This is a genomic window from Ralstonia sp. UNC404CL21Col, assembly GCF_000620465.1.
Classification (GTDB): Bacteria; Pseudomonadota; Gammaproteobacteria; order Burkholderiales; family Burkholderiaceae; genus Ralstonia; species Ralstonia flatus.
Genome location: NZ_JIBE01000009.1, coordinates 1 through 13,328, shown reverse-complemented (window position 1 = coordinate 13,328; position 13,328 = coordinate 1). Strand labels below are relative to the sequence as shown.

The window sequence follows — 13,328 nt, the reverse complement described above, 5'->3', positions numbered from 1 at the left end:
CAGGCAATAAAAAACGGCGCCCGAAGGCGCCGCTTGCGTACGGAAATTCAAACGAGGCGTCACTCGCCCTTTGTCGCCGACGGGCCGCCCGGCATGGCTGCCGCCGCCGGGGTATTCATCTGCGCCTTGCGGGCGTCGTGACGGGCCTTCATGTAGGCGCGGATCTCGTCTTCGGTGATCTTGCCGTCGTGGTTGGCGTCGATCTGGTCGAAGTTCTTGGCCAGACGCGGCATGCCGGCCTGCACTTCGTCCTTGGTCAGGCTGCCGTCGTTGTCCTTGTCGGCCGCCTTGAACTTGGCGTCGAAGCGCTGCGCCATCTTTTCATGCATCTCGCCCTTGTGGGCCTTGTGCCACGCCGCCAGCTCGTCCTTGCTGAGTTGGCCGTCGTGGTTGGCGTCAATCTGGTCGAAGTTCTTCTCGAGCCACGCATGGCCCTTGGCCTCGTCGCGCGAGATCTGGCCGTCGCCGTTGGTGTCGATGGCCTTGAAGCCGCCGTGGTGGCCCGGCTTGCCTGCGCGGGCGCTGTTCTGCGGTGCAGCCGGTGCAGCAGCGGTGGCCGGCGCTTGTGCGCTGGCGGCGGGGGCGCTGGCATCCTGGGCGCGGGCGTTCATGCCCGACATGGCCAGGAACAGGGCCGAGGTGGCGAGGAAGGCTTGGACAGCACGTTTGTTGGTCATGGTCAGCTCCTTTTCACATGGACTGTGTAGCGGATTAGAACCCGACAATGCCGGCGCGTTGCCGGCTTTTACACGCTGTTACCCCGTTGACACCCGCTGTAATATGCGCCCGCCCGCGCATGGCCAGTCACGACACGGGCGCCATGCCTATTGGTCGGCGCCCGGCGGGGGCGTATCGCCCTTGCGTGCAGCGGCCGCTGCGCGGTGGCGCGGGCCCACGATGCCGCCGCCTTGGCTGGCAGGCTCGTCGCCTGTATTGATCTGTGCGGGCGCGATGGGCAGCATGGCGCCCGGCATGGCGGTGTTGGCCGGGTTGTTGGCCACCGCCGGTGCGGGAGGCGCCGGCGGCGTGGACAGCGGTGCTGCAGCACCCGCCGGCGGCAGCGGCATGGCCGGCGCATTGCGATTGGCCGGCGACACGCCTGCCACCGCGCTGGCCGGCAGCGGAATCTCCTGGCGCGCACCGTTGCGCTCGATCACCACCGAGCGTGCCTTGATTTCCACCAACTTCAGATTGGACGACAGCGACTTGCCGGCCCGCACGGCCTGCGGTGCGCCGCCATCCACCGACACGATGGCCGCGCCCGAACCATCGGCCAGATCGGCCACCACGCCCATCACCTGCACATCGCGCGGGCCATTCTGCGGACCGCCGCCGAAGAGCGTGACGGCCGCGCCGGTCTCCAGCGCATCGGTCTGCGCCACGCGGGCCTCACGCGGCGCGCCCAGCGAGCGCAGCGACGACAGCGTCAGCACCCAGTGCGTCAGGAGCGCACACAGGGCAGCAAACAGTACAAGGCTGAGCAGGCGGGACGACTGTCGAGCGTTCATGAAATGGGGCGAGGCACCGTAGGAATACGCCGATTCTATCCGCCCTTCATGCCGGTTCGGTGAACAGCTTGGAGGGGCGGCTCTAGAGCCAACACAGCATGACCCTGCCGCGCAATATATGGTCATATCTCACGGATATACTGTGTCTCTTCCCCTTATTGCCAACTCTGTCGCCATGATGCAAGGCCAACTTCGCTCCTCCTTCCGCCAGCGTGCCCTCGCCCGACATGCAGCGCGCGGCTTCACCCTGATCGAAATCATGGTGGTGGTGGTGATCCTGGGTATCCTCGCCGCGCTGGTGGTGCCGAAGATCATGAGCCGCCCCGACGAGGCGCGCATCATCGCCGCCAAACAGGACATCGCCTCCATTTCGCAGGCGCTCAAGCTCTATCGCCTGGACAACGGCCGCTACCCCACCACCGAGCAGGGCATCAGCGCGCTGGTGACCAAGCCGACCACCGAGCCCATCCCCAACAACTGGAAAGGCGGCGGCTATCTGGAACGCCTGCCCAAAGACCCGTGGGGCCATCCGTACCAATACCTGAACCCGGGCGTGCGCGGTGAAGTGGACGTCTTCAGCTTCGGCGCCGACGGCCAAGCCGGCGGCACGGGCAACGACGCCGATATCGGCAACTGGGACAACTAAGCCGCCGCAGTCGCCCCGGCCACCCGCGCGCCATGTTCGGCCCACCACGCCGCCGCCGGCACCCTCGCGGCCGTCGCGGCCCCCTCGGCTTTACGCTGCTGGAGTTGCTGGTGGTGGTGGTCATCATCGGCATCGTGCTGGCCGTGGTGGCCGTGAACGCCACGCCCAACCCGCGCTCGCAACTGGCCGATGACGCGCAGAAGCTGGCTCGCCTGATCGAACTCGCACAGGAAGAGGCACAGCTCACCTCACGCCCCGTGGCGTGGGAGGGCGATGCGCAAGGCTGGCGCTTCTACGAATCGACGCCCACCGGCTGGCGCGTGCTCAACCGCGACGTGCTCGCACCCGGCCATTGGCGCCAAGGCATGGACAACGTACAGATCGTCGCAGGTGCCGCTACGGTGCCCGGCGCCCCGCAGCGCCTCGTGTTCGGTCGTGAGGCCATCGGCCTGCCGTGGCGCGTGGCACTGACCTCGCAGGGTGCGCGCGTCGACGTGGTGTCCGATGGCGGCCCGCGCGTGCTAACGGAGGCGCAAACGCAATGACGCGCCGCTTCCTCCGCCGTGCATCCGGCGTGCGCCCGCGCGGCTTCACCCTGCTCGAAGTGCTGGTGGCGTTGACCATCGTGGCCGTGGCGCTCACCGCCACCATGCGCGCCATGGGCAGCATGACCACCGCCAGCGATTCGCTGCAGACGCGCATGATCGCGACCTGGAGCGCCGAAAACCACCTCGCCAACCTGCGCCTGGCACGCGTCTTCCCCGATCCCGGCGCGCGCGGCTTTGCCTGCCCGCAAGGCGATACGCAACTGTGGTGCGAAGAGACCATCGCCAGCACGCCCAATCCGGTGTTCCGCCGCGTGGAAGTGTCCGTCTATCCGGATGCCTCCAAATCCGTGCGGCTGGCGTGGCTCGTGACCCTGTTGCCAAACGATGCGCGCAATGTCTTCTAATCGCCCCGCGAACATCGGCGCGCGCGGCTTCACCCTGCTCGAGCTGCTGGTGGCAATCACGCTGCTGGCCATCCTGGCCGTGATCGCCTGGCGCGGGCTGGACAGCATGACCCGCACGCACGAGGCGCTGGCCCAGCGCGACGAACGCATCGAGGCACTCAAGACCGCCTACGCCCAGTTCGATGCCGATTGCACCCAACTGGCCGATCCGAACACGCTGTCGCGCTCGCCGGTGGAGGTGGACGCCAACCGCGTGCTGATGGTGCGCGACCGCCGCGACGACAACCAGCCGCCTGCGTGGCAAGTGGTGCTCTACCGCATCGTCGACGGCCGGCTCGAGCGCCTCCAGACCCAACCGATCACCAACCGCGGCGACCTGCGCAATGCGATGGACAACCTGCGCCAGGGCGGCGTGGGCGCCGCGCGCTACCTGCTTGCTGCCAACGTCGACAGCATCAGCGCGCGCGCCTGGATCGAACCCGGCGGCTGGATGGACAACACGGGCGCCCTGTCGGCGGCGCTGTTCCCGGCCGGCAGCAACACCACCACCCTCACCGGCTTGCCGTCGGCTTCTACGCCCAGCGCGTCGGCGCCGTCGACCAATAGCCCGGGCGTGGTGGTGCCGGCCGCGTCGGTGCGCGCGGTGGAACTGGCATTGCTCGTGCGCATGACGCCGCAGGGCGCGCCGCAGCGCTTCACGCGCATCTGCATGACAGGGCTCTGACATGGCGCGATGCTCCCGTCGATGCGCTCATCCTCACCTGCGCGCGAAGCGCCAGCGCGGCGCGGCCATCATCACGGCGCTGCTGGTGGTCACGCTGGCCGTGGTGATCGTGTCGGGCATGCTGTGGCGCCAGCAGGTAGAAATTCGCGCCGTAGAAAACCAGCGCCTGAAGGCGCAGGCCACGTGGATCGCGCGGGCGGGCATCGACTGGGCGCGCCTCATCCTGCGCGACGACCAGCGCCGCACCGGCGCCGTCGACCACCTGGGCGAAATCTGGGCCGTGCCGATCCAGGAAACCAAGCTGTCGGATTTTCTCGGCAGCTCGCTGCGCACGGATACCGCCGGCGAGGAGTCGTACCTCTCGGGCCGCATCTTCGATGCCCAGGCGCGCTTCAACCTGATGAACCTGCTGACAGCGCAGACGCTGGGCGCCCGCACGCTCATCACCGGCCGCGACAAGGACGCCATCAAGGCGTACGGCCTGCTGCTGCAGTCGCTGAGCATCGACCCCAGCCTGGCCAATGTCACGGCGACGTACCTGGCGCAGATGCTGGGCGGCTTCCAGTCGATCGAAGGCATGCAGGGCGGCCAGCAAGGCGGTGAAGACAGCGGCGGAAGCGGCGGCAGCAACAGCAACGGCCCAAGACCCCTCGACGACGTGGCCAGCCTGCTGACGATTCCCGGCTACACAGCCGACATGATCGCCAAGCTGCGCCCCTACGTGGTCGTGCTGCCCACCCGCACGCAGATCAACGCCAACACGGCGAGCGCCGAAGTACTGGCCTCTGTCATCCCGAACCTGAGCCTGGACCGCGCCCGCGCATTGGTGCAGGCGCGCGACCGCGCGTACTTCCGCAATATCGGCGACGTCACCAACCAGTTGCGCGGCATCGCGCCCGGGGTCGACACCACTGCCGCGGCCAACCTGCTGGACGTGCAGACGCACTATTTTCTGGTCTACGGCATGGCCCGCCACGAGCGCGCCCGGATCGGAGAAGTGGCGCTTGTTTCACGTGGGGATCCGATCAACAATAACGCGACCCGCATCGTCTGGATCCGCCGCATCGACGAGATTCCGTGATGACAGCGGCGCAACACCCCTGCACGTGCGTACGCGCCGCTTGTAGACAGACCCTGGCCTTCGCCGTATTGTCATCCGCATCGTTCAGCATCGCGGGTCTTGCGCAATCCGGCGCTTCCGTTGGCAGTTCGCATTCACACTCTCAAGATCAATAGAGGAGCGGTTTGACGACCTCCCTGTACGTGCGCCTGCCGCACCGGCCCATTCAATCGCCCGAACGCTGGTCGGCGGGCGCGCTTGCCTCCGTGCCGTTCGCGCTGGTGCGTGAAGAGGGCGCGCTTGGGGCCCAACGTGTTCAGCGCGAAGGCACGTCGCGCACCGACGAGCTGCCCGCGGCCGATCGGCTGGTGCTCCTGCTGCCCGCCGCCGATGTGCTGCTGGTGCCGGCCAACGTGCCGCCGCTGGCGCTGCCCAAACTGCGTCTGGCCCTGCCGAACCTGGTGGAAGACCGCCTCGTGCAGGACGCGCAGCAATGCCATATCGCCCTTGGGCCACGCTTGGGCGACGCCCCCACGCGTGGCTGGCGGGCACCCCGCGAGCCGCAATCGCGCGCATTGATGATTGCCGACCGTGCGTGGGTTCGCTTCATTCTCGATACCTTTGCCGGTCACAAGCACCGCACCTGCCATCTGCTGCCTGCGCAGCTTTGCGTGCCGTTTGAAACGCCTGCCGCAGCGGCAGCGCTGATTGCAGCATCGGCAAACGCCGTCGAACGCGCAGAGCCATCGCTCGATGCTTCCGCAGCCGCCGAGCCTGCAGTCGAATTGCCCGTGGCTGACGCCGTTGCGGCAATCGCACCGGCCACCATCGCGCTCGACGCGGCGCCATCGTCCGACCCGGACGCGCCCGTGGCCGTCGACATCACCGTACGCACCGGCCGCGCCGAGGGCTACGGCCTGCGGCTGCTACCGGCCAACGTCGGCAACTGGCTGGGGATTGCGCCGACGCCGGCCACGCTGATGGTGTCGCCCGCATTGCGCGAGCTGGCGCCCGGCCTGTCGACCGACCCCACGACCGCCACGCTGGACTGGTCCACTTGGGCCGCCGGCGCCCGCGACGCCCTCACCTCCGGCGAAGCCGATCTCTGCCAGTTCGACTTTGCACGCGGCGGCGTGGCCGGCATGGACTGGAGCCTCTGGCGCCTGCCCATCGCGCTGGCCGTGCTGATCGTGGTCGTGCAGCTCATCGGCATGAACGCCCGCTGGCTCACGCTGCGCGCGGAGCAGAAGCGGCTGGATTCCGCCATGCGCGCGCAGTTGCAAACGGCATTCCCGAATACGCCGGTGATCCTCGACCCGCCCGCGCAGATGCGCCGCCAGGTCGAGCAACTGCGCTTGGCCGCCGGCAAATCGGCGCCGGAAGACTTCCTGCCGCTGGCCGATCGCTTTGCCCAGGCCGCCACCGGCCTCGCGCCCGATGCGCTGCTCGCGCTCGATTACCACGGCCGCGCGCTCACGGTCACGCTCAAGGACGGCACCGACACCGCCAGCCTGCGCACCGCCGCCCGCAATGTCGGCCTGAACATGGACACCGCCGAGGCCCCGCGCGGTGCCGAGGCGACCGTACCGGGCTCGCGCTGGACGGTCTCCATCGCCCAATAACGATTCCTCCATGGCGACTTCCTCCCCCTCCTCTTCCCGATCGTCATCCCGTCGCCTGCCGCGCATCGGCGTGCCGGACTCGGTGCGCGACGCCGCCACGACGTTCTGGATGCAGCGCGAGCCGCGCGAACGCCGCATCCTGGCCGGTGGCGGCGTGGTGCTGCTGCTTGTGATCGTCTACCTCGTGCTGTGGGAGCCGGCCTTCGAAGGCCAGCGCCGCATCGAGAAAGCCCTGCCGCAAATGCGTACGCAGCTCGCCGAGATGGAAACGCTGGGTCAGGAAGCGCGCGGCCTGTCGGCCATTGCCGCCGCGCCCGTGCCGCGCGGTGCGGAACTGCAGCAGGCGCTCACCGCGAGCCTGACCAACCACGGCCTGAAGGCCACGCGGATGGCGATGTCGGGCGAGAGCGTGCAGGTGCAACTGGACAAGGTGCCCTTTGGCGCCGTCGCCGAATGGCTGCAGGAGGTGCGCCAGGCGCAGCGCATGAAGGTGATCGACACGAACATCAAATACGTGGGCGCGACGGCCCTGGTCAACGTGACGGCGACGCTGCAAGGCCCCGCCGCCGCTGGCCGCTGACGGGTCCGATCGTGCCGATGGGGATCGAATCGCTGCCGCCGCTGCGCTTGCGCCGCCGTGCCGGGCCGGACGACCGCACGGGCCTCGGCTGGCGTGTCCTGTGGTGTGGTGTGGCGCTGCTGGCCGTGGGCGTGACCGTGGTGGCGCAGTATCCGGCCGCGTGGGCGGCGGAGCGCATCGCCGCAGCCACGGGGCACCGTGTTTTGCTGGCCGACAGCCAGGGCAGTCTCTGGCACGGCAGTGCAACGCTAGCGCTGACCGCCGGCAACGGCGGCGCCGATGCGACCGTGTTGCCCGGCCGGCTGTCCTGGTCGATTGACATGCTGCCGCTGCTGACCGGCACGCTGCGCGCGCGCCTGGCGCACGATCGCGCGCTGGAGAAGCCGGTCAAGCTGACGGTCACGCCGGGGCATTGGGAGGCAGAGGCCGGCGCGGTCGCGCTGCCGGCATCGTTGCTGGAAGGCGTTGGGGCGCCGTTCAACACGCTCAAGCTGGATGGCCGGTTGCGGGCGCAGTGGACGCCGCTCTCGGGCCAATTCGGCAGCGGAAAGGGCCAGCCAAATACCGCCCAGGGCGCGCTGACTGTCACGCTCGAGCAGGTATCATCCAGCCTCAGCCGGGTACGGCCGCTGGGCAGTTACCAGGCGGTGGTGTCGTTTGGCGGCGTGAGCGGTGCGCCGATGCAGTTGTCGCTGTCGACACTGGCCGGGCCGCTCACCCTGCAGGGCCAGGGCACCCTTGGCCAGGGCGCGCATTTTGACGGGGTGGCCAGTGCCACGCCGGAGTCGGAACCGCAATTGATTGGCCTGTTGAGTCTGCTGGGCCCGCGCGACGGGTCCCACCATCGACTCCGCTTTTGATCCTCAAGCCGGCGCGCGAGCCAGCGTGCCGACAACCATGAACGAGACCATGTACAACGCCTCTTCCCGACTCACCGTTCGCGCCATCGTCCTGGCATGCTGCGCAACAATGGTGGCCGGCTCGATGCCAGTCTTCGCCGCTCCGCCCAGCGCGGCATCCTCCCAGAACGGCGCCGCCGGTAATCCAGGGGATGAGGTCTCGCTGAATTTCGTCAACGCGGATCTGGACTCCGTGGTCAAGGCCGTCGGCCAGGCCACCGGCAAGAACTTCATCGTCGACCCGCGCGTGAAGGGCACCGTCAACCTCGTCACCGAAAAACCGGTGACGCGCTCGCAGGCGCTCGAATCGCTGGGCTCGATCCTGCGCATGCAGGGCTACGCGATTGTCGAGGGCAACGGCTTCACCAAGGTCGTGCCGGAAGCCGACGCCAAGCTGCAGGGCTCGCCGACCAGCGTGGGCGCGGCAGGCGCGCGCGGCGGCGAGCAGGTCGTCACGCAGGTCTTCCGCCTGCAGCATGAGTCGGCCAACAACCTGGTGCCGGTGCTGCGCCCGATGATCGCGCCCAACAACACGATCACCGCCTACCCGGCCAACAACACGCTGGTCATTACCGATTACGCCGACAACCTGCGCCGCATCGGCCGCATCATCGCGTCGATCGACACGCCCGTGGCCGGCGAGACCGAACTGATTCCGCTGAAGAACGCCGTGGCCATCGACGTGGCGGCCACGCTGCAGAAGCTGCTCGATCCGTCGGCCGGTGGTGCAGGCGGCGCGGCCGGTGCCGGCGCGGCGCTGTCGGACCCAAGCTTGCGTACGTCGGTCGTGGCAGAGCCGCGTTCGAATAGCGTGATGGTGCGTGCGTCCAGTGCGGCCCGTCTTGCCCAGGCCAAGCAACTGATCGCCAAGCTGGACGTGCCGAACGCGCGCCCGGGCAACATCTGGGTGGTGCCGCTCAAGAACGCCAACGCGGTGCAGCTGGCGACGACGCTGCGCGCGATCGTGGCGGCCGATGCCACGCTGTCGGCCTCCGCATCGACCGGGCCCGGCGGCCAGAGCGCTGCGCAAGGCGCAACTTCGCAGCCGGCCGGCGGCGTGAGCAACCTGCAGAACCAGAACACGCAGAACACCAACTACGGCAGCGGCTCGGGTTCGGGCAGCGGCTCGGGCGGCGGCAGCTCTTCGTTCCGCGCCTCGTTCGGGCAGAACAACACGCCGACCACCGGCGGCATCATCCAGGCCGATCCGGCCACCAACGCGCTGATCATCACCGCCAGCGAGCCGGTCTATCGCAACCTGCGCGCCGTGATCGACGACCTCGACGCGCGCCGCGCGCAGGTCTACATCGAATCGATGATCGTGGAAGTGACGGCCACCAAGGCGTCGCAACTCGGCATCCAGTGGCTGGTGGGCGGTGGCGGGCCGGGCACGTTCATTGGCGGCGGCACCAACTACGGCACCGGTTCGGGCAACTTGATCAGTCTGGCCGGTACGATCGCCGCCATCGGCTCGGGCGGTATCGGCGGCACGGCCGCACAGACGGCGCTGACCAGCCTGAACGTCGGCCAGCTCAACGGCGGCAACTTCGGCGTGTTCAACAGGGGCAGCGGCTTGGGCGTGCTGCTCTCGGCGCTGGGCTCCGACGGCTCCGTCAACGTGCTGTCCACCCCGAACCTGATCACGCTCGACAACGAAGAAGCCAAGATCCTGATTGGCCAGAACGTGCCGATCACCACCGGCTCGTATGCGCAGACGGGCACGTCGGCTTCGGTCTCGCCGTTCCAGACGTTCGACCGCAAGGACGTCGGCATCACGCTGCGCGTCAAGCCGCAGATCACCGACGGCGGGCTGGTGAAGATGCAGATCTTCCAGGAATCGTCGGCCGTGGTGCCGGGCACGCAGAATGCGACGCAGGGCCCGACCACCAACGTGCGCTCGATCGAGACCAATGTGCTGGCCAACGACGGCCAGGTCGTCGTGCTGGGCGGCCTGCTGGAAGACAACTACCAGGACGGCGAGCAAAAGGTGCCGGGCCTGGGCGACATTCCCATCCTGGGCGCGCTGTTCCGCTCGGAGAACAAGACGCGTGTGAAGACGAACCTGCTGGTGTTCCTGCGCCCGATCATCCTGCGTACGGCCGACGCGACCGGCGCGCTGTCGGACAACCGCTACAACTACATGCGCGACACGCAGCAGGGCTTTGTCTCGCCGAACATGCTGCCGACCACGTCGGACAAGGACACGCCGGTGCTTCCCACGCCCGAGGCCATGCGCCCGGCCGACAACTACGGCGATGTGTCGATCGTGCCGAAGGGCCCGGCCGGTACGCAGGTGCCCCCGGGCGCCCCGATGCCGATGCCGCAGGGCACCACGCGCAGCCAGCCGCGCCTGCAGAATTTCGCGGCGCCCACCTCGGGCGGCTACGACGGCAACGCGCCGCGCAATGGCGGCTGACAACGGACAACGAACCATGGCCACGCACGCTTCCACCACCGACGTCAGCACGCTCGAGCCGCCCTCTCAGTCGGCCGTGCGGCTCGTGCCGTATGCGTTTGCGCGCGACGCCAGGTTGCTCGTCGCCCGCCAGGACGTCGACACGCTGGAAGTGTGGGTCTGCCCCGAAACCTCGCGCACCGCGCTGGCCGAACTCGGCCGCGTGTTCGGCGCGCTGCATCTGGTAACGCTCGACACGGCAGCGCTGTCCACCGCCACGCAGACGGCCTACAACGCGCAAGACGGCAGCGCGGCCCAGGTGGTGGGCGAAGTGGAAGGCGAAGTCGACCTCTCGCGCCTGATGCAGGACATTCCGGCCGTGGAAGACCTGCTTGAATCCGAAGACGACGCGCCGATCATCCGCATGATCAACGCGCTGCTTACGCAGGCCGCGCGCGAAGGCGCATCGGACATTCACATCGAGCCGTTCGAGAATGCATCCGTCGTGCGCTTTCGCGTCGATGGGACGCTGCGCGACGTCGTGCGCCCGAAGAAGGCGCTGCATGGCGCGCTCATTTCGCGCATCAAGATCATGGCGCAGCTCGACATTGCCGAAAAACGCCTGCCGCAGGATGGTCGCATCACGCTGCGCGTGGGCGGACGCCCCGTAGACGTGCGTGTGAGCACGCTGCCCACCGGCCACGGCGAGCGCGCGGTGCTGCGTCTGCTCGACAAGGAAGCCGGCCGGCTCGACCTGGGCAAGCTGGGTATGGGCGCCGGCACGCTGGCGCGCTTTGACCACCTGATCAACCAGCCGCACGGCATCGTGCTCGTGACCGGCCCGACCGGTTCGGGCAAGACGACCACGCTGTACGCGGCGCTGTCGCGGCTCGATTCAGCGTCCACCAACATCATGACGGTGGAAGACCCGATCGAATACGACCTCGACGGCATTGGCCAGACGCAGGTCAACCCGAAGATCGACATGACCTTCGCCAAGGCCCTGCGCGCCATCCTGCGCCAGGACCCGGACGTGGTGATGATCGGGGAAATCCGCGACCTGGAAACCGCGCAGATTGCCGTGCAGGCCTCGCTGACGGGCCACCTAGTGCTGGCGACGCTGCACACGAACGATTCCGCTTCCGCCGTGACGCGCCTGATCGACATGGGGATCGAACCGTTCCTGCTGTCGTCGTCGCTGCTGGGTGTGCTGGCGCAGCGGCTGGTACGTCGCCTGTGCGTGCATTGCCGCCGCGAAGAAGTGCTCGAACTCACCGCGGCCGAACTGGAAGCCGTGGCCGGCACGCCGGTGGCAGAGGGTGTGACACCGGCCGCGCCGGCACGCAAATCGGTGTGGCATCACGTCGGCTGCGACCGTTGCAGCAACTCCGGCTACCAGGGCCGCACCGGCGTGTACGAACTGCTGACCGTCACGCCCGAAATCCAGACGATGATCCACCGCCAGGCCGCTGAATCCGAGATCAAGGCGTTCGCCATCGGCCAGGGCATGCAGACGATGCGCATGGATGCACAGCGCTGGATCGACACCGGCGCCACGTCGCTGGAAGAAGTGCTGCGTGTCACGCGCGACTAAGACGCGAATCAACGAATAGCGCATGCCAGCCTTCCGCTACGAAGCCGCCGACGCCACCGGCAAGACCGACAAGGGCGTCATCGAAGCCGACAGCGCGCGCCAGGCGCGCACGCTGCTGCGTGCACGCGGGCTGACGCCGCTGCTGGTGGACGCGCTGGGCGCACAGGCCACCAAGCGCGGCGGGTCCAGCTTCGGCAAGCGGCTCTCGGCGCAGGAAAACGCGCTCGTCACGCGCCAGCTCGCCAGCCTGCTGGTGGCGGGCCTGCCGCTCGATGAAGCGCTGGCCGCGCTGGCCGATCAGGCCGAACGCGCCTACGTCGGCGAACTGCTCGCCGCCATCCGCGCGGAAGTGGTGGGCGGCAGCTCGCTGTCGGTGGCGCTGGCGCAGCATCCGAAGGATTTTCCCGACATCTACCGCGCCCTCGTTTCAGCGGGCGAGCACTCCGGCAACCTCGGCCTCGTCCTCTCGCGCCTGGCGGACTACATCGAGAGCCGCAACGCGCTCACCTCGAAGATCAAACTGGCCTTCACGTACCCCGCCATCGTCACGGTGGTGGCGTTTGCGATCGTGATCTTCCTGCTGTCCTACGTGGTGCCGCAGGTGGTCAGCGTATTTGCCAACACCAAGCAAAAGCTGCCGACGCTCACGATCATCATGCTGTGGCTGTCGGACTTTGTGCGGAACTGGGGCTGGCTGGCAGCGATCGTGCTTGCGGCCATTGGCGTGCTGATCCGCAATCTGCTCAAGCAGCCGGCGCTACGGTTGTCATGGCACAAATGGCTGCTGACGGCGCCGCTGTTCGGCAAGCTCGTCCGCGGTTACAACACCGCGCGGTTTGCGAGCACGCTGGCGATCCTGACGAGTGCCGGCGTGCCGATCTTGCGTGGGTTGCAGGCAGCGGGGGAAACGCTGAACAACGTTGCGCTCAAGACCAACGTCGAGGATGCCTCCACACGCGTGCGGGAAGGGACTTCGCTGGCGCGGGCGTTGGCAGCGCAGAACCAGTTTCCGCCTGTGCTGGTGCATTTGATTCGCTCGGGTGAGGCGACGGGGAACCTGCCTGCGATGTTGGAGCGGGCTGCGCAAGGGGAGGCTCAAGAGCTTGAGCGTCGGACGCTGTTTCTCACGGGCTTGCTTGAGCCGGCGCTGATTTTGACGATGGGTGTGGTGGTGTTGTTGATTGTGTTGGCGGTGTTGATGCCGATTATTGAGATTAATCAGTTGGTGCACTGAGGGTTTTTGTTTTTTGGGCTTTGGTGCATCCCTTGTTTCATCCCCTGCCGGGGCTGACTCACTTTCTTTGGTCTTGCCCAAAGAAAGTAAGCAAAGAAATGCGCGCCCGAGATG

Annotated in this window: 13 protein-coding genes; 11 read left to right on the top strand and 2 right to left on the bottom strand. The window is 67.8% G+C overall.

What is annotated here, in order from left to right:
- Positions 1 to 59: 59 nt before the first annotated feature.
- Both N511_RS0117120 and N511_RS0117115 read right to left on the bottom strand, forming a co-directional pair.
- Positions 60 to 677, bottom strand: coding sequence for an EF-hand domain-containing protein (locus tag N511_RS0117120; protein WP_027680401.1), 618 nt, complete (start codon positions 675 to 677; stop codon positions 60 to 62).
- A 147-nt stretch (positions 678 to 824) separates the two neighbouring features.
- Positions 825 to 1,508, bottom strand: coding sequence for a type II secretion system protein N (locus N511_RS0117115; protein ID WP_027680400.1), 684 nt, complete (start codon positions 1,506 to 1,508; stop codon positions 825 to 827).
- Between the two features lie 175 nt (positions 1,509 to 1,683).
- Between N511_RS0117115 and gspG the strand changes: the two genes are divergently transcribed.
- From gspG to gspF, 11 genes are all read left to right on the top strand, one after another.
- Positions 1,684 to 2,154 carry a type II secretion system major pseudopilin GspG gene (gene gspG / locus N511_RS0117110; RefSeq protein ID WP_009239680.1) on the top strand — a complete coding sequence of 157 codons (471 nt, stop codon included), beginning with the start codon at positions 1,684 to 1,686 and terminating at the stop codon, positions 2,152 to 2,154.
- A 32-nt stretch (positions 2,155 to 2,186) separates the two neighbouring features.
- Positions 2,187 to 2,699 carry a GspH/FimT family pseudopilin gene (locus N511_RS0117105; RefSeq protein WP_027680399.1) on the top strand — a complete coding sequence of 171 codons (513 nt, stop codon included), beginning with the start codon at positions 2,187 to 2,189 and terminating at the stop codon, positions 2,697 to 2,699.
- Entirely contained in the window at positions 2,696 to 3,106 is a 411-nt protein-coding gene (gene gspI / locus N511_RS0117100; protein WP_037027105.1) for a type II secretion system minor pseudopilin GspI, read from the top strand. The genes N511_RS0117105 and gspI overlap by 4 nt, the downstream gene beginning before the upstream one ends.
- Entirely contained in the window at positions 3,087 to 3,830 is a 744-nt protein-coding gene (locus N511_RS0117095; protein WP_051530960.1) for a PulJ/GspJ family protein, read from the top strand. The genes gspI and N511_RS0117095 overlap by 20 nt, the downstream gene beginning before the upstream one ends.
- A gap of 1 nt (position 3,831) precedes the next feature.
- A complete protein-coding gene (gene gspK, locus N511_RS0117090) occupies positions 3,832 to 4,911 on the top strand; it encodes a type II secretion system minor pseudopilin GspK (RefSeq protein ID WP_027680396.1) in 1,080 nt (359 codons plus the stop codon).
- Positions 4,912 to 5,075: 164 nt separating this feature from the next.
- Complete coding sequence (gene gspL, locus N511_RS0117085; RefSeq protein WP_027680395.1) at positions 5,076 to 6,512, top strand: type II secretion system protein GspL; 1,437 nt, start codon at positions 5,076 to 5,078, stop codon at positions 6,510 to 6,512.
- A gap of 10 nt (positions 6,513 to 6,522) precedes the next feature.
- Complete coding sequence (gene gspM / locus N511_RS0117080; RefSeq protein ID WP_027680394.1) at positions 6,523 to 7,092, top strand: type II secretion system protein GspM; 570 nt, start codon at positions 6,523 to 6,525, stop codon at positions 7,090 to 7,092.
- 17 nt (positions 7,093 to 7,109) lie between these two features.
- A complete protein-coding gene (locus tag N511_RS0117075; RefSeq protein ID WP_037027104.1) occupies positions 7,110 to 7,952 on the top strand; it encodes a type II secretion system protein N in 843 nt (280 codons plus the stop codon).
- A gap of 37 nt (positions 7,953 to 7,989) precedes the next feature.
- Complete coding sequence (gene gspD, locus N511_RS0117070) at positions 7,990 to 10,407, top strand: type II secretion system secretin GspD (RefSeq protein WP_027680392.1); 2,418 nt, start codon at positions 7,990 to 7,992, stop codon at positions 10,405 to 10,407.
- Positions 10,408 to 10,423: 16 nt separating this feature from the next.
- Entirely contained in the window at positions 10,424 to 11,980 is a 1,557-nt protein-coding gene (gene gspE, locus N511_RS0117065) for a type II secretion system ATPase GspE (RefSeq protein WP_027680391.1), read from the top strand.
- A 22-nt stretch (positions 11,981 to 12,002) separates the two neighbouring features.
- Complete coding sequence (gene gspF, locus N511_RS0117060) at positions 12,003 to 13,214, top strand: type II secretion system inner membrane protein GspF (protein ID WP_027680390.1); 1,212 nt, start codon at positions 12,003 to 12,005, stop codon at positions 13,212 to 13,214.
- Positions 13,215 to 13,328 lie beyond the last annotated feature (114 nt).

Coding starts and splice junctions, on each gene's coding strand:
- N511_RS0117120 (WP_027680401.1), bottom strand. CDS start 677: ATGACCAACAAACGTGCTGTCCAAGCCTTCCTCGCCACCTCGGCCCTG.
- N511_RS0117115 (WP_027680400.1), bottom strand. CDS start 1,508: ATGAACGCTCGACAGTCGTCCCGCCTGCTCAGCCTTGTACTGTTTGCT.
- gspG (WP_009239680.1), top strand. CDS start 1,684: ATGATGCAAGGCCAACTTCGCTCCTCCTTCCGCCAGCGTGCCCTCGCC.
- N511_RS0117105 (WP_027680399.1), top strand. CDS start 2,187: ATGTTCGGCCCACCACGCCGCCGCCGGCACCCTCGCGGCCGTCGCGGC.
- gspI (WP_037027105.1), top strand. CDS start 2,696: ATGACGCGCCGCTTCCTCCGCCGTGCATCCGGCGTGCGCCCGCGCGGC.
- N511_RS0117095 (WP_051530960.1), top strand. CDS start 3,087: ATGCGCGCAATGTCTTCTAATCGCCCCGCGAACATCGGCGCGCGCGGC.
- gspK (WP_027680396.1), top strand. CDS start 3,832: ATGGCGCGATGCTCCCGTCGATGCGCTCATCCTCACCTGCGCGCGAAG.
- gspM (WP_027680394.1), top strand. CDS start 6,523: ATGGCGACTTCCTCCCCCTCCTCTTCCCGATCGTCATCCCGTCGCCTG.
- N511_RS0117075 (WP_037027104.1), top strand. CDS start 7,110: ATGGGGATCGAATCGCTGCCGCCGCTGCGCTTGCGCCGCCGTGCCGGG.
- gspD (WP_027680392.1), top strand. CDS start 7,990: ATGAACGAGACCATGTACAACGCCTCTTCCCGACTCACCGTTCGCGCC.
- gspE (WP_027680391.1), top strand. CDS start 10,424: ATGGCCACGCACGCTTCCACCACCGACGTCAGCACGCTCGAGCCGCCC.
- gspF (WP_027680390.1), top strand. CDS start 12,003: ATGCCAGCCTTCCGCTACGAAGCCGCCGACGCCACCGGCAAGACCGAC.